15 protein-coding genes and 1 pseudogene are annotated in these 18,028 nt (G+C 67.8%); 8 read left to right on the top strand and 8 right to left on the bottom strand.

The window, feature by feature from the left end:
- Positions 1-63 precede the first annotated feature (63 nt).
- The 5 genes and pseudogenes from HYG77_RS05970 to HYG77_RS05950 form a co-directional block, all read right to left on the bottom strand.
- Positions 64-1,479 (bottom strand): NAD(P)/FAD-dependent oxidoreductase, encoded by a 1,416-nt coding sequence (locus tag HYG77_RS05970; protein WP_208962114.1) that lies wholly within the window; start codon positions 1,477-1,479, stop codon positions 64-66.
- Positions 1,480-1,489: 10 nt separating this feature from the next.
- Positions 1,490-1,716: pseudogene (locus tag HYG77_RS05965) on the bottom strand (DUF3556 domain-containing protein); the annotation flags it as partial.
- A 42-nt stretch (positions 1,717-1,758) separates the two neighbouring features.
- Entirely contained in the window at positions 1,759-3,015 is a 1,257-nt protein-coding gene (locus tag HYG77_RS05960) for an amino acid permease (RefSeq protein WP_208962112.1), read from the bottom strand.
- An 81-nt stretch (positions 3,016-3,096) separates the two neighbouring features.
- On the bottom strand, positions 3,097-3,381 hold the full coding sequence (locus HYG77_RS05955; protein ID WP_109328517.1) for a YciI family protein: 285 nt from the start codon (positions 3,379-3,381) through the stop codon (positions 3,097-3,099).
- Positions 3,382-3,505: 124 nt separating this feature from the next.
- Positions 3,506-4,168, bottom strand: a complete 663-nt coding sequence (locus tag HYG77_RS05950; protein ID WP_109334976.1) for a DUF998 domain-containing protein — start codon at positions 4,166-4,168, stop codon at positions 3,506-3,508.
- A gap of 179 nt (positions 4,169-4,347) precedes the next feature.
- Between HYG77_RS05950 and HYG77_RS05945 the strand changes: the two genes are divergently transcribed.
- The 4 genes from HYG77_RS05945 (at position 4,348) to HYG77_RS05930 (ending at position 9,808) form a co-directional block, all read left to right on the top strand.
- Positions 4,348-7,248 (top strand): FAD-binding and (Fe-S)-binding domain-containing protein, encoded by a 2,901-nt coding sequence (locus HYG77_RS05945; protein WP_208962111.1) that lies wholly within the window; start codon positions 4,348-4,350, stop codon positions 7,246-7,248.
- Positions 7,249-7,323: 75 nt separating this feature from the next.
- Positions 7,324-8,919: an FAD-binding protein gene (locus tag HYG77_RS05940; RefSeq protein WP_208962110.1), complete on the top strand. Its 1,596-nt coding sequence runs from the start codon at positions 7,324-7,326 to the stop codon at positions 8,917-8,919.
- Complete coding sequence (locus HYG77_RS05935) at positions 8,916-9,254, top strand: ferredoxin family protein (protein ID WP_109328521.1); 339 nt, start codon at positions 8,916-8,918, stop codon at positions 9,252-9,254. Before HYG77_RS05940 ends, HYG77_RS05935 begins: the two co-directional genes overlap by 4 nt.
- Before the next feature lie 122 nt (positions 9,255-9,376).
- A complete protein-coding gene (locus HYG77_RS05930; RefSeq protein ID WP_208962109.1) occupies positions 9,377-9,808 on the top strand; it encodes a pyridoxamine 5'-phosphate oxidase family protein in 432 nt (143 codons plus the stop codon).
- A 23-nt stretch (positions 9,809-9,831) separates the two neighbouring features.
- Here HYG77_RS05930 and HYG77_RS05925 read toward each other — a convergent pair whose 3' ends face one another.
- Positions 9,832-9,984: a hypothetical protein gene (locus tag HYG77_RS05925; RefSeq protein ID WP_162603204.1), complete on the bottom strand. Its 153-nt coding sequence runs from the start codon at positions 9,982-9,984 to the stop codon at positions 9,832-9,834.
- A 332-nt stretch (positions 9,985-10,316) separates the two neighbouring features.
- Between HYG77_RS05925 and HYG77_RS05920 the strand changes: the two genes are divergently transcribed.
- Positions 10,317-10,964: a restriction endonuclease gene (locus HYG77_RS05920; RefSeq protein WP_208962108.1), complete on the top strand. Its 648-nt coding sequence runs from the start codon at positions 10,317-10,319 to the stop codon at positions 10,962-10,964.
- Between the two features lie 28 nt (positions 10,965-10,992).
- Here the strand turns inward: HYG77_RS05920 and HYG77_RS05915 are convergent, their stop codons facing one another.
- Both HYG77_RS05915 and HYG77_RS05910 read right to left on the bottom strand, forming a co-directional pair.
- Positions 10,993-11,451 carry a 6,7-dimethyl-8-ribityllumazine synthase gene (locus tag HYG77_RS05915; RefSeq protein ID WP_208962107.1) on the bottom strand — a complete coding sequence of 153 codons (459 nt, stop codon included), beginning with the start codon at positions 11,449-11,451 and terminating at the stop codon, positions 10,993-10,995.
- A gap of 23 nt (positions 11,452-11,474) precedes the next feature.
- Positions 11,475-11,987 carry an Lrp/AsnC family transcriptional regulator gene (locus HYG77_RS05910; protein WP_109328528.1) on the bottom strand — a complete coding sequence of 171 codons (513 nt, stop codon included), beginning with the start codon at positions 11,985-11,987 and terminating at the stop codon, positions 11,475-11,477.
- A 138-nt stretch (positions 11,988-12,125) separates the two neighbouring features.
- Here HYG77_RS05910 and HYG77_RS05905 point away from each other — a divergent pair, with 138 nt between their 5' ends.
- From HYG77_RS05905 to HYG77_RS05895, 3 genes are all read left to right on the top strand, one after another.
- Positions 12,126-15,635, top strand: coding sequence for an indolepyruvate ferredoxin oxidoreductase family protein (locus tag HYG77_RS05905; RefSeq protein ID WP_348273574.1), 3,510 nt, complete (start codon positions 12,126-12,128; stop codon positions 15,633-15,635).
- 6 nt (positions 15,636-15,641) lie between these two features.
- A complete protein-coding gene (locus HYG77_RS05900) occupies positions 15,642-16,736 on the top strand; it encodes a Glu/Leu/Phe/Val dehydrogenase dimerization domain-containing protein (protein WP_109328532.1) in 1,095 nt (364 codons plus the stop codon).
- 79 nt (positions 16,737-16,815) lie between these two features.
- On the top strand, positions 16,816-17,940 hold the full coding sequence (locus HYG77_RS05895) for a class I SAM-dependent methyltransferase (protein ID WP_208962105.1): 1,125 nt from the start codon (positions 16,816-16,818) through the stop codon (positions 17,938-17,940).
- Positions 17,941-18,028: the final 88 nt, after the last annotated feature.

The raw sequence follows: 18,028 nt of genomic DNA, 5'->3' as shown, positions 1-18,028 counted from the left end.
TCGACGTGTAGCACCTTCGGCCCAGCACCTTCCGCCTCGCCTGGTCGCCCGCGGTCATAACCATCAGCGCTCGAGATGCTTCAGCGCCGACTGGGCGGCGTTGTAACCGCACATGCCGTGGACACCGGCCCCCGGCGCGGTCGCGGAGGAGCACAGGTATACCCCGGGGATTCCGGTGGAATACGGGTCGAGGCCGATGCGGGGCCGCATCGCGATCTGCAGTGCGGTGTTGGCGCCCACTCCGATGTCGCCGCCGATGTAGTTGGCGTTGTGCTGTTCCATCTGTGCCGCCGAGCGCACGTGCTGCCCCACGATGCGGTCCCGGAACCCGGGTGCGAACCGCTCGAACTGGTCGATGATCGCCTGCGTGGCGTCGCCCGAATAACCATGGGGCACGTGCGCGTACGCCCAGATCGGGTTGACACCCCCAGAAGAGCGGGACGGGTCCGCAAGGTACTGCTGCCCGACGAGCACCGTCGGCCTCGCGGGCATGACACCACGCACGATCTGTCCTTCGGCCTCAGCGACCTCTTCGAACGTTCCGCCGAGATGCAGCGTCCCCGCGGCGCGGCAGTGCTCGTTGGTCCACGGAACATGGCCGTCGACGGCGAAATCGATCTTGAAGGCCGCCGGCCCGTACTTGTACCGGCGGTAGGCGCGGGCGACCCTGCCCGGCAACCGATCACCCGCTATTCGCAGCACGGCACGCGGCGCCACGTTGAGCATCACGAGGTCCGGTGAGCCCAGCGACTCGAGGGAATCCACGGACACCCCGGTCTCGATGGTGCCGCCGAGCTTGCCGAGCAGCGACGCCATCGCGTCGGTGATCGACCGGGAACCGCCCTCCGCGACCGGCCACCCGTACGCATGGCCGGCGGCGGTGAGCATCAGACCCACGGAACTGCTCATCGGGGTGTGCAGAGAACTGAACGCGTGGGCTGCCACCCCGCCGAACAGGGCTCGTGTCTCCGGTCGCTTCCACCGGCGGGCCGTCAGTGCCGCCGGGGCGAGCGCGTTGACGCCGAACTTGGCGAGCTGCAGAGGATGTGCGGGCCAGTGCGCGATCGGACGGAACACGTCGCCGGTCAGCTCGTCGAACGACGTCGACAGCCGGCCGAACATCCGCTGCCAGGCCTTGCCGTCCTCGCCCATGTTCGCGGCGGTGCGATCGATGTCGCGCCACAGCACCCCGGCCGATCCCGAGTCGAGGGGGTGGACCAGGTCGATCTCGGGCCACAGCCACCGAAGTCCGTAGTCGCCCAGACCGAGCGACTGCAGAAAAGGCGAAGCCACCCCGGTGGGGTGGAACGCCGAGCAGTCGTCGTGGATGAGGCCGGGGAGGGTGAGTTCGGAGGAGCGGGTGCCGCCGCCGATCGTGTCCTTCGCCTCGAGCACCCGCACCGACACGCCCTGCCTGGCCAGGTGGATGGCGGCAGCGAGCCCGTTGGGCCCGCTGCCGACCACTACCGCAGTTGTCACGAGGTAGTCCTCACTTCAGTGCCATCGCCATCGGCGCCTCGGTCACCACTTCGTGTGCGAGTTGCGAGGCATCCCGTAAGACCATTCAACCTCGAGGGGGATGGGCCCGTCAGGCAACCAGGGCTGCGCGTCCACTGCATCCTTGACCAGGTACGACCCCCGTTCGATGACGCCGAGTGCTGCATCGACCACCGTGTATTGCTGACGATCCTTGTGGAGGGGCTGCGACTCGATCCACAACTTAGACGGCCGCCTTGTGCAAAAGGGACAACGTTCCGGTCATCCTCGCGATCGGGACACGACGGCGCGCACCCAGTACACGGCAACGCCGATACCGAGGACGGCGATGCCCCACACCACCGAGGGTGGGGGAAGGAACGCGGCGAGGATCATACATCCGGCCGCACCCGTCGACGCGACGAGCCGGGGCCGTAGCTGCGCAGACAACGTCCACGCAGAGGCGTTCGCGATCAGGTAGTAGACCAGCACGGCGAACGACGAGAACCCGATGACGCCCCGCAGATCCGCTGTCGCGGCGAGGACAGCCACGACGGTTCCCACGGCCAGCTCGGCGCGGTGCGGTACCGAATAGCGAGGGTGGACGGCGTCGAGGACCCGGGGCAGGTTTCCGTCGCGGGCCATCGCGAATGTGGTGCGGGATACGCCGAGGATCAGCGAGAGCAGGGAGCCGAGTGCGGCGACGACAGCGGCGACCCGCACGACGGGCTCGGCACCAGCGAATCCGGCGGCTGCGACCGCCTCGGCCAGCGGGTCGGTCGCTGCGGCCAGCCGGTCCGGACCGAGGACGGTCAACACTGCGACCGCGACGAGGAGGTACACGAGCAGGGTGACGGCGAGCGCAAGGGGGATGGCCCGGGAGATGGTTCGGCGCGGGTCCCGGACCTCCTCACCCAGAGTGGCAATACGGGCGTACCCGGCGAAGGCGAAGAACAACAAGCCGGCCGCTTGCAGAACGCCGGTCACGCCATGACCCCGGGTCAGAACCGGACCGTCGAAACCCGTGTCGGTAGCGGCGAGGCACAGCAACACGACCAAGGCCAGGACGGCGAGGACGAAGAACACGATTCCGCGGGTGGCCCACGCCGATTTCTGAACACCCAGATAGTTGACCGCGGTAATCACCGCGACGGCGACGACCGCGATGACGTGCTCGTAACCCGGCCAGGCGTAGGCGCCGACGGTCAGGGCCATGGCCGCACAGGAAGCAGTCTTCCCGACGAGGAAACCCCAGCCTGCCAGGTATCCGAAAAAGGGGCCGAGCCGTTCGCGGCCGTACACGTACGTCCCGCCGGAGTGGGGGTAGAGCGCCGCCAGGCGGGCCGAGGAGTTGGCGTTGCAGTAGGCGATCACCGCTGCGACCGCCAACCCGAAGAGCAACGCGCCGCCCGCCGCGGCAGCAGCCGGAGCGAGCGCCGCGAAGATGCCGGCCCCGATCATCGACCCGAGGCCGATCATCACCGAGTCGAACACTCCCAGTCGGCGTTTCAGCTGCGGCGCCGATAGCGGCTCGGTCATGCGGTCCCTTCCGGCGGTCGACGATGGTCGGTGGCCGACGCTACCGCGCCCGGCCCGATACCGCCGATCACGCCGATCGGGTCACTCGCTGAATTCGCCCATCACCGGATGCCATTCGCTCACTCGCATGTTCTCCACGAGTTTCGCCTGAACGAATGGATCCTGTTGGAACAGTCGAGTGATCGTTTCTTCGTCGGGCCCATCGGCGATGATGAAGGCGCCCGTGCCGTCGGCGAGGGGACCGGTCGAACGCACCACCTTCCGCCGGATCATTTCCGCGATCCAGCCGCGATGATCGCCCCGGTGATCGTCACGCCGCGACGACGTCTCCGGGTTGTAGGTGTATTCCACGACGAACAGAGACATGCTGTTCTCACTTCCTCAGGTGCTCCGCGCCCGTGCGCCCTTCTGGTTGCCAGAGCTACCAGAAAGGCGCACGGGCGGAGCCGTTGCACGGTAGGTCCAACCCTTCTCGGTCGAAAACGGGCGGTCAAGGTTCGACACGCCACGAGTCGACGCCCCGGCTCACCACCAGTGCTGCGACTCCGGCGCTGACCGCCCAGAGGATGAAGGGGTACAACGCAAGCCGTTCGGCGGAGCCGAACGACGTGCCGGGGACGACGATGGCGATGGTGCCGAGCATTCCCGCGAGGCAGCACGATCCTGTCCAGACGGCGAATCCGCGCCACCGCTCGAACAGCGCCACAGCGAGGAAGGCGAGGGCTGCGTTGCGTGCCACGAATGTCGGGGTGGCGACGATCTGATGCAGGTCGGCGTCCACGTTGATGGGCACCAGTCCGGTCAGTGCCGCGCTCAGTGCGGCCAGCCCGAGCAGAGCCAGGGCGGTCACCCGCAGCCGCCCGGCGGGGAGGAATCCCCGCAATCCGGCAGCACCCACGACGATCAGCACACCGGTCATGACGAAAGCACCGTTCATCAGCGCGTGAAGGGGTGAGCAGATTCGGGCGACCGCCAGCTGGGATGCGGATCCGTCGCATCCCGTCGCACCGAGCTTGCTAATCGAGTCGGCAGTCGCCTCGTACCGTCTCGGCCACGCTGCTGCGGTGATCACCTCCGCGACGAAGTACAGCGAAATCAGTACCCACGCAACGCCGCCTACGCGCACGGTACGTGCATCGTGTGCTGAGCTCATGTTCAGAACGCTCACCTCTTGTGAACCGTCGCGCGGTACGCGGCCTCGACCCACGCTACAGACGCTCACCCACTATCGTGTGATTGTTGACAATCTCAGGGCGCGACTCGACCATGTAGCCATGGCCTTGCCGACTACGCTTCCTGGACGGGACTTCGAGACGGAGGGGCAGGACGCGCGTGGCTGAGCTGACCGGTCTTGCCGCCGACCTCCGCGCTGATCTGGCAGCGCGGGGCATCGACCTCGACACCGGGTTGCGCCGGCGGGCCGAGTACTCCTTCGACGCCTCGAACTACCGCGTGCCGCCGCTGGCCGTGGCGTTTCCACGCACCGTGGACGATGTGGTGTCGATCGTCCGGGCATGCACCGACCGTGCGGTACCCATCACCAGTCGTGGCGGCGGTACCTCGCTCGCCGGCAACGCCATCGGCAGGGGAGTGGTCCTCGACTTCTCCCGGCACATGGCCGCCGTCCACTCGGTGGATGCCGCCGCGCGCACCGCCGTCGTCGAACCCGGGATCGTGCTCACGGACCTGCAGAAAGAGGTTCAGCTGGCGACGGACGGGGCCTTCACCTTCGCCCCCGACCCGTCGAGTAAGTCCCGCGCCACCGTCGGTGGTGCGATCGGGAACGATGCCTGCGGCAACCACTCCGTGCGATACGGGCGCACATCGGATCACGTCATCGCTCTCGACCTCGTCACCGCCGGGGGACATCGGTTGACGGCGACCCGGAACGGCGTCCGCGCCACCGACCCCGACGACGCGTCCGCCGTGGCCGAAGCGGAACGGATCGGGACCGGGCTGCGGGACCTGGCCGACAGTCACCTCGCCGAGTTCCGGCTCGAGCTCGGTCGGATCCCGCGGCAGGTGTCCGGGTTTCACCTCGCGAACCTGTTGCCGGAGAACGGATTCGACGTCGCACGCGCCCTCGTCGGCAGCGAGGGGACGTGTGCGGTGATCGTGGCCGCCACCGTGGCGCTGGTGCCGGTGCCCCCGGCGGCGATGCTCTTGTGCCTCGGCTACCGCGACCTGGTGGACGCGGCGCGAGACAATGCGATGCTCCTCGCGTATGCACCGGCGGCGATCGAGGGTATCGACTCGGCGATCGTCGACACCATGCGACACCTCCGCGGAGCCGACTCCGTCGTGGGACTTCCCGCAGGCTCGGCGTGGCTGTACGTCGATCTCGACGGGGACGATTCCGCCGAGGTCGAGCGGCGCGGCGCCGAACTGGTATCCAAGCTGCGGGCGGCGGGACGCCTCGTAGACGCCCGCGTGGTCGCGGATCCTGCCGAACGCGCGTCGCTGTGGCGAGTGCGTGAGGACGGCGCCGGGTTGTCTGCGCGGCTCGTCGAGGGCGGTGAATCGTGGACCGGCTGGGAAGATTCCGCGGTCGCTCCCGATCAACTCGCCGACTACCTGGTGGACATCAAGGCGCTTCTCGCCGAGTTCCACCTCACCGGAGTGATGTACGGCCACTTCGGTGCCGGCTGCATGCATATTCGCATCAACTTCGATCAGCGCACCGAGGAAGGCCGGGACGTCATGTCGCGGTTCATCCACCGGGCCGCGGAACTGTGCGTCCGGTTCGGCGGTTCGATGTCGGGGGAGCACGGCGACGGACGGGCACGCTCGTCGCTGCTACCGCTCATGTACTCGCCGACCGTGATGTCGGCGTTCTCCCGGTTCAAACAGCTGTGGGATCCGGCCACGCTGCTCAATCCGGGCAGCATCGTCGATCCGGAACCGTTGCTCGGAAGTCTCGCGCTCGACGGCGTCGACCCACGACCCTGGCAGACCAGCTTCGACCTCACACCCACCAGTGAGGTGCCCGTCGCCCCATTCGTCCACGCGGTGCAGGGCTGTATCGGCGTGGGCCGCTGCCGCGCGTCGACGGGCGGCGTGATGTGCCCCAGCTTCCGGGCGACCGGCGACGAGAAGGACTCCACCCGCGGCCGGGCGCGTGCCCTCCAGGAGATGGTGCGCAACTCGCCGACGATCGCCGATGGCTGGGCCTCCGAGGACGTCAAGGAATCCTTGGACCTGTGCCTGTCCTGTAAGGCGTGCTCCACCGACTGCCCGGTGGGCGTCGACATGGCCACCTACAAAGCCGAATTCCTCGACCACCACTACCGCGGCCGGATTCGTCCACTGTCGCACTACTCGCTCGGCTGGTTGCCGGTGTGGCTGCGGGCCGCGGAACGGTCGGCTCCCGTCGTCAACAAACTCACCACCGGACGGCTCGCGAAGATCGCTGCCCGCCTGGGCGGTATCACCCCCCACCGAGAACTACCGGAGTTCGCGTCGCGCAAGCAGATTCGACGTGAGGTCGGGAGCACGTCGGGAAATTCGACCGCAGATGTCGTGCTGCTCGCCGACACCTTCACGCGGGGTTTCCGGCCGCAGGTAGTCGGCGCGGCCGCGCGGGTGCTCGAGCAGGCGGGACTCAGCTCCCAGTGTCGAAGCGACGCATGCTGCGGCCTGACCTGGATTTCGACCGGACAACTCGATCGTGCCAAGAAGACCCTGACCAAGGCGGCAGAGCTGCTCGACGACGGCACTGACCGTCCCATCGTCGTCCTCGAACCGAGTTGTGCTGCGGCACTGCGCAAGGATCTGCCCGAGCTGGTCCACACCGACGCCGCACGACGGGTCGCGGCCAGAGTGCAGAGCTTCGCCGGTGCGGTGCTCGACCGCGTCGCGGCGGGGTGGCAACCGAGCGCCGCGCTGCCGGAAGACGTCACCGTGCAGACCCATTGCCACGAGTACGCGGTGTTCGGTGCGGCCACCCAGCGCAAAGCCCTCCAAGCAGTAGGCGTGGCGCGGGTGCGTGAAGCGACCGGATGTTGCGGCGTCGCAGGGAACTTCGGATTCGAGGACGAGCACTACGACGTCAGCATGCAGGTGGCCGAACAAGCCCTCGCCCCGGCCCTCCGCGCAACCCCCGACGAGGCCGCAGTCCTCACCGACGGATTCAGCTGCCACATGCAGGTGCGCCAACTCGAACCGTCGAGGACGTCGCTGCACCTCGCTGAACTCCTCGACCCGGGGCGGAGCCGCCTGTTCGGTTCACGCTGATTCTGACGATGGCGGGCGCGGCGGTCGTGGTGAAGTGTGGAGGGGCAGATGTCCGCGCCGACAGGAGTGTCCTTCATGACCGAACTTCTCGACCTGAGTACCGACGTTCTCGTCATCGGCGGTGGGCCCGCCGGTGCGTGGGCGGCTCTGCGCGCCGCCCAGTCCGGCGCCGACGTCGTCCTCGCCGACAAGGGGTACTGCGGGACGAGCGGTGCGACGGCACCCTCGGGCACCGGGGTCTGGTACGTGCAGCCCGACCCGGCCGAGCGCGCCAAGGCGAAGGCCAGCCGCGAGACACTCGGCGGTCACCTCGCCGACCATCAGTGGATGGACCGTGTCCTGCACCAGACGTACGTCAACATGAACCTTCTCGGCGAGGAGGGAAGGTACCCGTTCCCCGTCGACCCCGACACGGGACAGCAGATCCGCACCGGACTGCAGGGACCCGAGTACATGCGCCGGATGCGGGCGTGGATCAAGCGGGCAGGCGTCCGGATCCTCGACCACTCACCGGCGCTCGAGCTCCTCGTCGACGCCGACGGCGTGGTACGCGGCGCGGCGGGATACCAGCGTCAGGATCACCGCGACTATCGCGTCGCTGCCGGCGCGGTCGTGATCGCCAGCGGCGGTTGCGCGTTCCTGTCCCGCGCGCTCGGCACCAACGTCGACACCGGGGACGGTGCGCTGATGGCGGCGGAGGTGGGGGCCACGTTCTCCGGGATGGAATTCTCCAATGCCTACGCCATCGTGCCCGCCAACTCGACCATCACCAAGACCGCCTACTACGGCTACGCCACCTTCTTCCGCGCCGACGGAAGCGTCCTCGAGGGTGCCGGCTCGACCAAGGGTCGCTCGGTGATAGCGCGCACGTTGCTGTCCGAGCCGGTCTACGCGCAGCTCGACCGCGCCGACGACGTGGTGCAGCGACAGATGCGACTGGGTCAGCCCAACTTCTTTTTGCAGTTCGATCGTCGCGGCATCAACCCGTTCACCGACCGCTTCGAGGTGAGCATGCTCGCCGAAGGCACCGTGCGAGGAACCGGCGGCATCGAGGTGGTCGACGACAGCTGCGCCACTACGGTTCCCGGATTATTCGCGGCCGGGGACGCCGCCACCCGGGAACGTATCTGCGGAGGGTTCACCGGTGGCGGCAGCCACAACTCGGCATGGGCGATGTCGTCGGGCAGTTGGGCCGGAACGGGTGCCGCTCGCTTCGCTCGCTCGGCCGGCCGGATTCGCGCGTCCGAGCTCCGCGCGGTAGGCCGAGCCGGGCTGCGGCCGACGTCGCGATCCGAAGTGGATGCCCCGGCCGTCGTGGCGGCTGCGCAGGCGGAACTGCTCCCGTACGAGAAGAATTTGCTGCGTGACGGAGGACGTGTTCAGGGTGCCCTCGACGAACTGGAGTCGTTGTGGACGGCGGTATCTTCGGGACTCGGCGCCGATTCCGGTGACCAACGGGTCCGGGCCCGGCAGGCGGCGGCGATCACTGCAGTCGGCCGCTGGATGTACCACTCCGCGCTGGCACGCACCGAAACGCGGGGCATGAGCAAGCGAGCTGATTTCCCCGACCTCGACCCTGCCCAGCACCATCACATCCTCACCGGCGGCCTGGACGAAGTGTGGACCGCGGCCGGAGCGCTCAAAGGTGCAGAATTGCAGGTGGCTTCGTGATCGAGGTGGTCCTGGCCGAGGCGTGCATCGGCTGCGACAAGTGCGTCGACGCATGCCCCACCAACGTCTTCGATCGCACCGAGTCGGGGGTTCCGGCGATCGCCCGCCAGTCCGACTGCCAGACGTGCTTCATGTGCGAGGCGTACTGCCCCGTCGACGCCCTCTACGTCGATCCCCGGTCCACGCCTCTGCCGGACGGTCAGCACATCGCTGACGAGCACATCGGCCGCTACCGGGAAAGACTCGGATGGGGGAAGGGACGAATCGCCGGATCGCTCACGGCGATCGGCCCCGCCCTGCCGCACGGCGCGCCGCCGCCGAGGCTCCGCCCGTGAGTGGTTGAGGAGTCCAGGGACTCGTTTACCGCTCACAGCGCGGAATACCGTCGTATCGTCGCGAGTTGGTGCTGTTGCCTGCACCGGCGAATCCGAACGAATCGAGTAGATCGGAGCACGACGTGTCCGAGATGACCATGAGCAAAGCCGATCGTGAAAAGTTCCTCGCGGCACTCCATGTGGGCGTGATCGCGGTCGATAGGGAAGGTCGCGCGCCTCTCGCCGTTCCCATCTGGTACGGCTACGAACCCGGCGGTGAGGTCTATGTGTGGACCGGGCGGGGATCGCTGAAAGAACGCCTGATCCGGGCGGCGGGTCGATACAGTCTCGTCGCCCAGGACGAGACGCCGCCGTATCGGTATGTCAGCGTGGAAGGTCCCGCGACATTCGACGAGTCACCGACCGCCGACGACATCCGTGGCCTCGCCACCCGGTACCTCCCCGCCGACGAGGTCGACGCCTTCGTGGAACAGTCCTTCGACGCCGCCAGTGCCGTCCTCATTCGCATGCGGCCCGAACACTGGCTGAGTGTCGACTACGGCAAGGGTTCCTGACACCCGAACGCGCAGAGCAGCGCTCAGAAATCGACATTATCGTCGGGGCCCTCGCCCGTGAGCGCGTCGACGACGGCAGCAAGGTCGGTGGTCGAGACCGCGCCGGCCGGTTCGCTGCGTCGGTCCTCGAGACGGACCGGGCGCGACTGCTCGACGTGTGGTCGTGCATCCGTCATGGGAAACAACTCCTTCTGCGAGTGCCCGAGCGGCCCGGGAGGAACCGTCTCGACCCCATCCTCCACCTGCCGCATTGCTCAGTAGTTACCAGCTAATTACTGGACGCTGCGTCCTGGGTAACGGAACACCGCCGGCCATGCCACCAGCGATTCTCACCACTCCTGATTCTCACACTGTCTACCTCCACGATCCGCGACTTCGGTGGAAACCGCTGCACCGCCCCCAATCCGTAGGTCTGGCTGTGACGTTCGCCCGCAGATAACTGCTTTGGGCGAACGTCCGGGTACCTTCGACAGGAAGGACTGTTTACGAGTTGTGGGGGAGGAATGGCATGGCACGCATACGCACGGCGGCAGAAGCAGAGGTCAACGCAGCCGAGCAGATGCAGCGACTCGGGTACCACGACGCCACCGCGCTGCTCGGTGGTGTGGACGGCGGTATCGACGTATATTCGGCGCGGGCCTATGCGCAGGTGAAATGGCGCGGCGGACGCGCAGACCGGGCGGATCTACAAAATCTGTACGGCGCCCGCGGCACGAGTTCCGGCCGCGACCTTCTGTACTTTGCAGCCGCCGGATACACCGACGACGCCGTCGAGTACGCCGAGGCACTCGGTATCGCCCTGTTTCGCTGCGAGCCCGACGGCGAGACACCGCCGGTGGGCAGCCACGCTCCGAAGTTGATTACCGCCGCGCATAACTCGGCGGTTGCGGTGGCGTCGGCACCATCGCAGGCGCAGGCACCTGGCAAGGCGTCGCCCGTGCTCTCCGTCGCCCGCACTGTCTGGGCGCGGGTCGCGGCATTCCTCGGTACTCACTGGCGCCTGATCGGCGCGATCGTGTGCACGCTGGTCCTGCTGATCGCCCCCTTCGGCGAGGGAGACGTCGGACTGCGCGTCTTCGCCACCGTCGCGAGTGTGGTCGGCGCCCCGGTGTTCTGGTTGCTCTACCTTCAGCACCGACAGGTGCCGGGCAGGTAGCGACGTCGGGTGACCAACACGCTCAGGGCTATTCGGTGGGCAGTGCCTTCAGTGACCTGACGGTGGCGACGCAGGCGCGCGCGGCCTCGGCGCCCTTCTTGACGAAGTGCTCCCCGAAGTAGGTGAGGTGCTCCTCGTGCTCGTGGAAGTGGTGCGGGGTGAGCACCACCGAGAACACCGGCACATCGGTGTCGAGCTGCACCCGCATGAGGCCGTCGATCACGGCGGTGGCGACGAATTCGTGCCGGTAGATTCCGCCGTCGACCACGAGCGCAGCCGCCACGACGGCGTCGTATCGTCCGATGAGCGCCAGGCGGCGAGCGTGGAGCGGAATCTCGAAGGCGCCCGGCACCTCGAAGAAGTCCAGCTGGTCCTTCGAGTACCCGAGCGTGGCCACCTCGTCGGTGAAGCCGTCGCGGGCGCGATCGACGATATTGCGGTGCCACGTGGCCTGGATGAACGCGATCCGTCCCTGACTCTCACTCATGGTCTGAAACTACTGCACCGGTCCTAGCGTTGCGAACGCGGCAGGGCCGTGGATCGACCCCAACCGGACTCGCCGGTGAGGTGTTCGAGCAACGGCTGGATCCGATACGGCAGCGGGCTGGTCAGGGCAATCGTGGTGGTGGAGTGGGTGATCCCGGGGAGATTGGCGATCTTCTCGAGCAGCTTCTGCAGTTCGGCGTGCGTCGACGTGGCCACGCGCACCAGCAGGTCCTCGCGGCCGGTGGTCGCATGAATCTCGATGACTTCCGGCAGATCGACGAGCCGGTTGCCGACCGCGGTGAGTTTGCCCTGCTCGAGTTCGAGTCCGACGAAGGCCTGAATCGGAATGCCCACCTGAGCCAGGTCGAGGTTGGGGCGGAAGCCGGTGAGCAGTCCGCTGGTCTCCATCCGCTTCATCCGGGACTGGACGGTGTTGCGAGCGACGCCCAGCGAGTTGGCGAGTTCGGCCACGCTCATGCGTGAGTCCTTGCCGAGCAGTCCGAGCAACTGCACGTCGAGCTTGTCGATGCTGAGCACTTTGGGCACCTCCGGGAAGTGACGACTGTCACCTGTTGCGTGAACTGATCAGTTGAACCGATTTGCGTTGACCAAATCTTAGACCAGATACAGGATCAAGCTCACGAAATGCTCAACGCGACGGATCGGGAATCGCAGATGACTCAGCTAGACGACGCTCGTACCAGTGCAGCATCCTTTGATCTCGCCGACCGATACCGGGCCGACTCGGGCCCGGTGTTGATGACCGGTGTCCAGGCCATCGCCCGCCAGCTGGTGGAGCAGCACGAACGCGACCGCCGCGCGGGACTGAACGTCGCAACGTTCGTCTCCGGCTACCAGGGCAGCCCCCTCGCCGGCCTCGACCGCACCATCGCCGCGATCCCCACGTTGAGCACCGATCACGACGTCAAGTTCGTGCCCGGCATGAACGAGGAACTGGCCGCGACGTCGGTCTGGGGCAGCCAGGTGGACCTTCCCGCCGGCGAGCGGACCCACGACGGTGTCGTCGGCGTCTGGTACGGCAAGGGTCCCGGTCTCGACCGCGCCAGCGACTCCATCCGGCACGCCGCCATGTACGGCGCCAACCCCCGCGGCGGTGTCCTCGTCCTGGTCGGCGACGACCCCAACGCCAAGTCCTCCACCATCCCCTGCGCCAGCGAGCGGTCGATGGCCGCGATGGGCATGCCGGTGTTCTTCCCGCGCAACGCCGAGGAGGTCATCGCCTTCGGCCTGTACGGGGTGGCGTTGTCGCGGATCTCCGGCTGCTGGTCGGGCATGAAGATCGTCGCCGACGTGGCCGACGGACTGTGGACCCTCGACCGGAACTTCGCCGACCTCGACATCGTGCTCCCCGAGATCGAGTGGAACGGCAGGCCGTGGTCGTATCAGCAGCGTGTGCTGGCGTCCCCGCCCGACAGTGTCTACGCCGAGGCCGACCTCTACGGGCCGCGCTGGGCGATGGTCGAGGCGTTCAACGCCGCCAACGACATCGACCGGATCGAGGTGAACCCGCGCAGCGCGTGGCTGGGCATTGCCGCCGTCGGCACCGCCTACGACTCGCTGCGCCAGGCCCTGCTCGACCTCGGTCTCGGCGACTCCCAACTCGAGGACGCCGGCATCCGCATTCTCCGCGTCGGCATGCCCTACCCGCTGGGCGCCGACAAGGTTCGCGAACTCGCCGACGGCGTCGAGCAGGTCCTCGTGGTCGAGGAGAAGATGCCGTTCGTCGAGTCGCAGCTCAAGGACATCCTCTACGGCGCCGCGAGCGCTCCCGCCGTGCTGGGCAAGAAGAACGCGCAGGGCAAGGCGCTGATCCCGGTTGACGGTGAACTCACCGCCGCCCGCCTCACCGGGCCGCTGCGCCGCGTCCTGAAGGATCGGGTCGCGCTGACGCCGGCCCCGCCGCCGCGTCTCGAGCTGACCGTCCTCCCGACGTCGCGTACCCCGTACTTCTGCTCCGGCTGCCCGCACAACCGCTCCACCGCGGTGCCCGAGGGTTCTATCGCGGGCGGTGGCATCGGCTGCCACACCCTGGTCACCATGTCGGGTCGCACCGACAGCTCCGTCACGATGCTCACGCAGATGGGCGGAGAGGGCGCCCAGTGGATCGGGCAGGCCCCGTTCACCGACGTCCCGCACATGTTCCAGAACGTCGGCGACGGTACCTACTTCCACTCCGGTCAGCTCGCCGTGCAGGCATGCGTCGCCGCCGGCGTCAACATCACCTACAAGGTGCTCTACAACTCCGCCGTCGCGATGACCGGCGCGCAGGACGCCGAGGCCGGGCTGACCGTGCCGCAGCTGACCCACAAGCTGGCGTCCGAGGGCGTCAAGCAGATCATTGTGTGCGCCGAGGACCCCAAGCGGCACAAGGGTGCCCGCTTCGCGGCCAACACGCTGCTGTGGGACCGCACACGTCTCGACGAGGCGCAGCGCGTCCTGCGGGACATCGAGGGCGTCACCGTGCTGATCTTCGATCAGCAGTGCGCCGCCGAGGCCCGCCGCAAGCGCAAGCGCGGCAAATTGCCCGCCCGCCGTACCCGCGTCGTCATCAACGAGGCCGTTTGCGAGGGTTGCGGTGACTGCGGCGTGAAGTCCAACTGCCTGTCCGTGCAGCCCGTCGACACCGAGTTCGGTCGCAAGACCAAGATCGACCAGACCAGCTGCAACACCGACTACTCCTGCCTCGAGGGCGACTGCCCGTCGTTCGTGACGGTCGAGCTGCCCGAGGAAGGCGCGCCGAAGACATTGCGCGAGATCCCGGTTCCGCCGGAGGTCGGCGACCCCGATCCCGCCGTGTGGACCGGAACGCACAACCTGTTCATGGCCGGTGTCGGTGGTACCGGCATCGTCACCGTCAACCAGGTGCTGGGCATGGCCGCGTTGCGTGCCGGGCTGCACGTCGAGGGACTCGACCAGACCGGTCTCAGCCAGAAGGCCGGACCCGTCACGTCGCACCTGCGGCTCAGTGATCAGAAGACGAGTTCGGCGAGCTCGGCGCCGTCCAACCGGATCAGCCCCGCGACCGCCGACTGCGTCCTCGCTTTCGACCTGCTGACCGCCGCCGACGCCAAGTACGCCGGATACGGCAGCTCCGACCGCACCATCACCGTCGCATCGACCAGCCAGACCCCGACCGGCGACATGGTCTACGACCCCGCCGTCCGCTACCCGGACGAGGACAAGCTGCTCGAGCGTCTCGACGTCTCGGCCCGCGAACTGACCGCGATCGACGGGCTCGCCGCCGCCACCGCATTGTTCGGCAGCACCGCCGCCGCCAACTTCCTGCTGGTCGGCGCGGCCTACCAGGCCGGCGGACTTCCCGTACCGGCCCGCTTCATCGAGGAAGCCCTCGAAATCAACGGGGTGGCCGTCGAGTCCAACAAGGCCGCCTTCCACTGGGGACGCGTCGCCGTCGCCGACCGGGAAGCCTTCGTCGCCGCCACCAGCTCGGCTGCCGTGCCGCAGCGCAGCGACACCGTCGTCCCGACGCACCTGTTCGCCGGGTCCACCCTCGGCGGTACGACGCGCGAGCTCACCGAACGCCGCGCAGCCAACCTTGTTGCCTTCCAAGGTGACCGGGTCGCCGCCCGCTACATCGCCCTGGTGCAACAGGCGTGGGACGCCGAGCGCGAGCTGGGCAGCCGCACCGAGTTCAGCGAGTCCGTCGCCGCCGGGCTGCACAAGCTCACCGCCTACAAGGACGAGTACGAAGTGGCCCGGATGCTCACCGACCAGGCCTTCCTCGACGCCGCAGCGGGCGAGGTGCCCGGCGCCGGCAAGCTGACCTACAAGCTGCATCCGCCCGTCCTCAAGGCGATGGGCCGCAAGAACAAGATCGGACTCGGGCCACGCTCGCACGTCGCCCTCAAAGCCCTCGCCAAGGCGAAGTTCCTGCGCGGCACCGCCTTCGACCCGTTCGGCTACGCCAAGGTCCGCCGGCTCGAGCGTCAACTGCTCGCGCACTACGAGTCGACGGTCAGCGAACTGATCGCCGACCTCACCGCCGAGAACTACGACACCGCCGCTCAGATCGCCGCAACACCCGACCTCGTGCGGGGCTATGAAGACGTGAAACTCCGCAACGTCGCCGTCTACCTCCAGCGTCTCGCCGAACTCGGCGTCGACACCTCAGCCATCACGATCACCACTCCGGAAAGGTCCTGAGAAAAGATGACTCTCACCGTCGAACGTACCGATACTGCGCTGCCCGAGAAGGCTGGTGTCTTCGGACGCACCGACTTTCCCGCCGACTCGGCGCACGAGCAGGTCACGTTCTTCCAGGATCCCGCCACCGGTCTGAAGGCGATTGTCGCGATTCACGACACCACCCTCGGACCCGCCCTCGGGGGCACCCGCTTCTACCCGTACGCCGACGAGGCCGCCGCGCTCGAGGACGTGCTGCGGCTGTCGCGGGGCATGACCTACAAGTCGGCGATAGCCGGAGTGGACCTCGGCGGCGGCAAGGCCGTCATCATCGGCGACCCGGCCACCGGCAAGTCGGAGGCGCTGCTCGAGGCGTACGCCCGCTTCGTTCAGACCCTCGGCGGCCGGTACATCACCGCCGGTGACGTGGGCACCAACTCCGACGACCTCGACGTCATGGGCCGCGCCACCGACTACGTCGTCGGACGCAACACGTCCGCCGGCGGATCCGGCGACAGCGCGCCGATGACCGCGCTCGGTGTCTTCCAGGCCATGAAGGCCGGCGCCCAGGCCACGTGGGGGACCCCCAGCCTCGCCGGGCGCACCGTCGGCGTCGAGGGCACCGGCAAGGTCGGCTACCAGCTGATCAAGCTGCTGCTCGCCGACGGCGCATCCGTGGTCGCCACCGACGTCAACGCCGCCGCCCTCGATCGGGTGGTCCGCGACTTCCCCGAGGTGAAGGTGGCGTCGAGCGTCATCGATCAGGAACTCGACGTGTACGCGCCGTGCGCGATGGGCGCAACCCTGACCGACACCTCCGTCGCCGCGATCACCGCCGAGGTGATCTGCGGTGCCGCCAACAACCAGCTCGCCCACCCCGCGGTCGAGCACGACCTCGGCGAACGCGGCATCACCTGGGTGCCCGACTACGTCGCCAACGGCGGCGGCATCATCCAGGTGGCCGGTGAACGCATCGGCACCCCGGCAACCGACGTCCGCGCGCAGGTCGAGAAGATCTTCGACACCGTCGTAGAGATCCTCGACACGGCCCGACGGAACGGCATCCTCGCCGGCGCCGCAGCCGACGCCGTCGCCGAGGCCCGGATCGCTGCAGCCAGGTAGGCGGCTCCGCCCGTGAGTGGTTAACGAGTCCCTGCACTCGTTAACCACTCACGGGCGCGCAGCGCCTACGCTCTCCCTCATGGAGAACGAGTTCGTCCGCTGGACCGAGGACGGCACCGAGCATTCGGCGGTGTGGCGGTCTACCAGCGGTGCGAGGCCGCCGAAGAAGATCCGGGTGGCAGACGACACCATGACGGCCGACGAGGCCTACCGTCTCGCTTGCGAGGGGACGGCGTTGTTGTGGCGCGGTGACTTTCACAATGCCCGGCAACTGTCCGTCGCCGTCGCGAAGCGTACCGACCGCAAACCGCGCAAGGCCTCGGACGACCCCGCGACCGCATTTCACTTGCACCGGCAGACGCAGTCGAGGCGGGCGGGCATTCTCGGCATGCTGCTGGTCCCGTTCGACGCCGATCAGTCCGTTCCGTTGCGACGGGCCCCCGACGTGCGGCAGGCCGTGCTGGAGGCCTACGGGCCGAGCGATCAGCCCACGGTCACCACCCTGCGCGACCTGCTCGGCGCCATCGGTGCCCACGAATGGCAGAAGAAGGGCGTCGACATTCCGGCCCTGGGCGCCCGAATTCATCCCGGATACGGCGTGTTTTCCCCGATCCGCGGCGAATACGTCGACCTGGTAGCGGACACCCCGCTGCCGTCGCTCGAGATGGCATTCGACATCGGCACCGGAACGGGTGTGCTCGCGGCGGTACTCGCCCACCGCGGCGTGAAGAAAATACTTGCCACAGAGGTTGATTCGAAGGCCCTCGCCTCCGCCCGGGCCAATCTGGAGCGACTCGGCTACTCGGACCGCGTGCAGCTGGTGGAGGCGGACTTGTTCCCTGAAGGTCGTGCGCCCTTGGTGGTGTGCAATCCGCCGTGGATCCCCGCGAAACCCACCTCGCCCATCGAGTACGCCATCTACGACCCCGACAGCGCGATGCTCCGCGGCTTCCTCGCGGGTCTGACCGAGCACCTCGAACCCGGGGGCGAGGGCTGGCTCGTGCTCTCCGACATCGCCGAGCATCTGGGACTGCGTGGCCGGGACCAACTTCTGGTCCTCTTCGACGAAGCCGGACTTACCGTCGCCGGACGCCGCGACGTGACGCCGCGGCACGGAAAGGTTGCCGACCGCACCGACCCACTGCATGCCGCGCGCGCTCGGGAAGTGACGTCGCTGTGGCGGTTGGTGCCCACGACGCGATAGGCCGGACGTGGCGCACCGAGAAATACCCGTGCGCCATAGGGTGGTGAGTTGTGCCGCCGCCTTCTCCTTCTTCGCCTACCCGCTTCCA

This window comes from Rhodococcus sp. ZPP, assembly GCF_017656075.1.
Classification (GTDB): Bacteria; Actinomycetota; Actinomycetes; order Mycobacteriales; family Mycobacteriaceae; genus Rhodococcus_F; species Rhodococcus_F oxybenzonivorans.
Note: the sequence above shows the minus strand (reverse complement) of the source record. Positions and strands in the feature narration are given on the sequence as shown.

Coding starts and splice junctions, on each gene's coding strand:
- HYG77_RS05960 (WP_208962112.1), bottom strand. CDS start 3,015: ATGACCGAGCCGCTATCGGCGCCGCAGCTGAAACGCCGACTGGGAGTG.
- HYG77_RS05955 (WP_109328517.1), bottom strand. CDS start 3,381: ATGTCTCTGTTCGTCGTGGAATACACCTACAACCCGGAGACGTCGTCG.
- HYG77_RS05950 (WP_109334976.1), bottom strand. CDS start 4,168: ATGAGCTCAGCACACGATGCACGTACCGTGCGCGTAGGCGGCGTTGCG.
- HYG77_RS05940 (WP_208962110.1), top strand. CDS start 7,324: ATGACCGAACTTCTCGACCTGAGTACCGACGTTCTCGTCATCGGCGGT.
- HYG77_RS05925 (WP_162603204.1), bottom strand. CDS start 9,984: ATGACGGATGCACGACCACACGTCGAGCAGTCGCGCCCGGTCCGTCTC.
- HYG77_RS05920 (WP_208962108.1), top strand. CDS start 10,317: ATGGCACGCATACGCACGGCGGCAGAAGCAGAGGTCAACGCAGCCGAG.
- HYG77_RS05915 (WP_208962107.1), bottom strand. CDS start 11,451: ATGAGTGAGAGTCAGGGACGGATCGCGTTCATCCAGGCCACGTGGCAC.
- HYG77_RS05905 (WP_348273574.1), top strand. CDS start 12,126: ATGACTCAGCTAGACGACGCTCGTACCAGTGCAGCATCCTTTGATCTC.
- HYG77_RS05900 (WP_109328532.1), top strand. CDS start 15,642: ATGACTCTCACCGTCGAACGTACCGATACTGCGCTGCCCGAGAAGGCT.
- HYG77_RS05895 (WP_208962105.1), top strand. CDS start 16,816: ATGGAGAACGAGTTCGTCCGCTGGACCGAGGACGGCACCGAGCATTCG.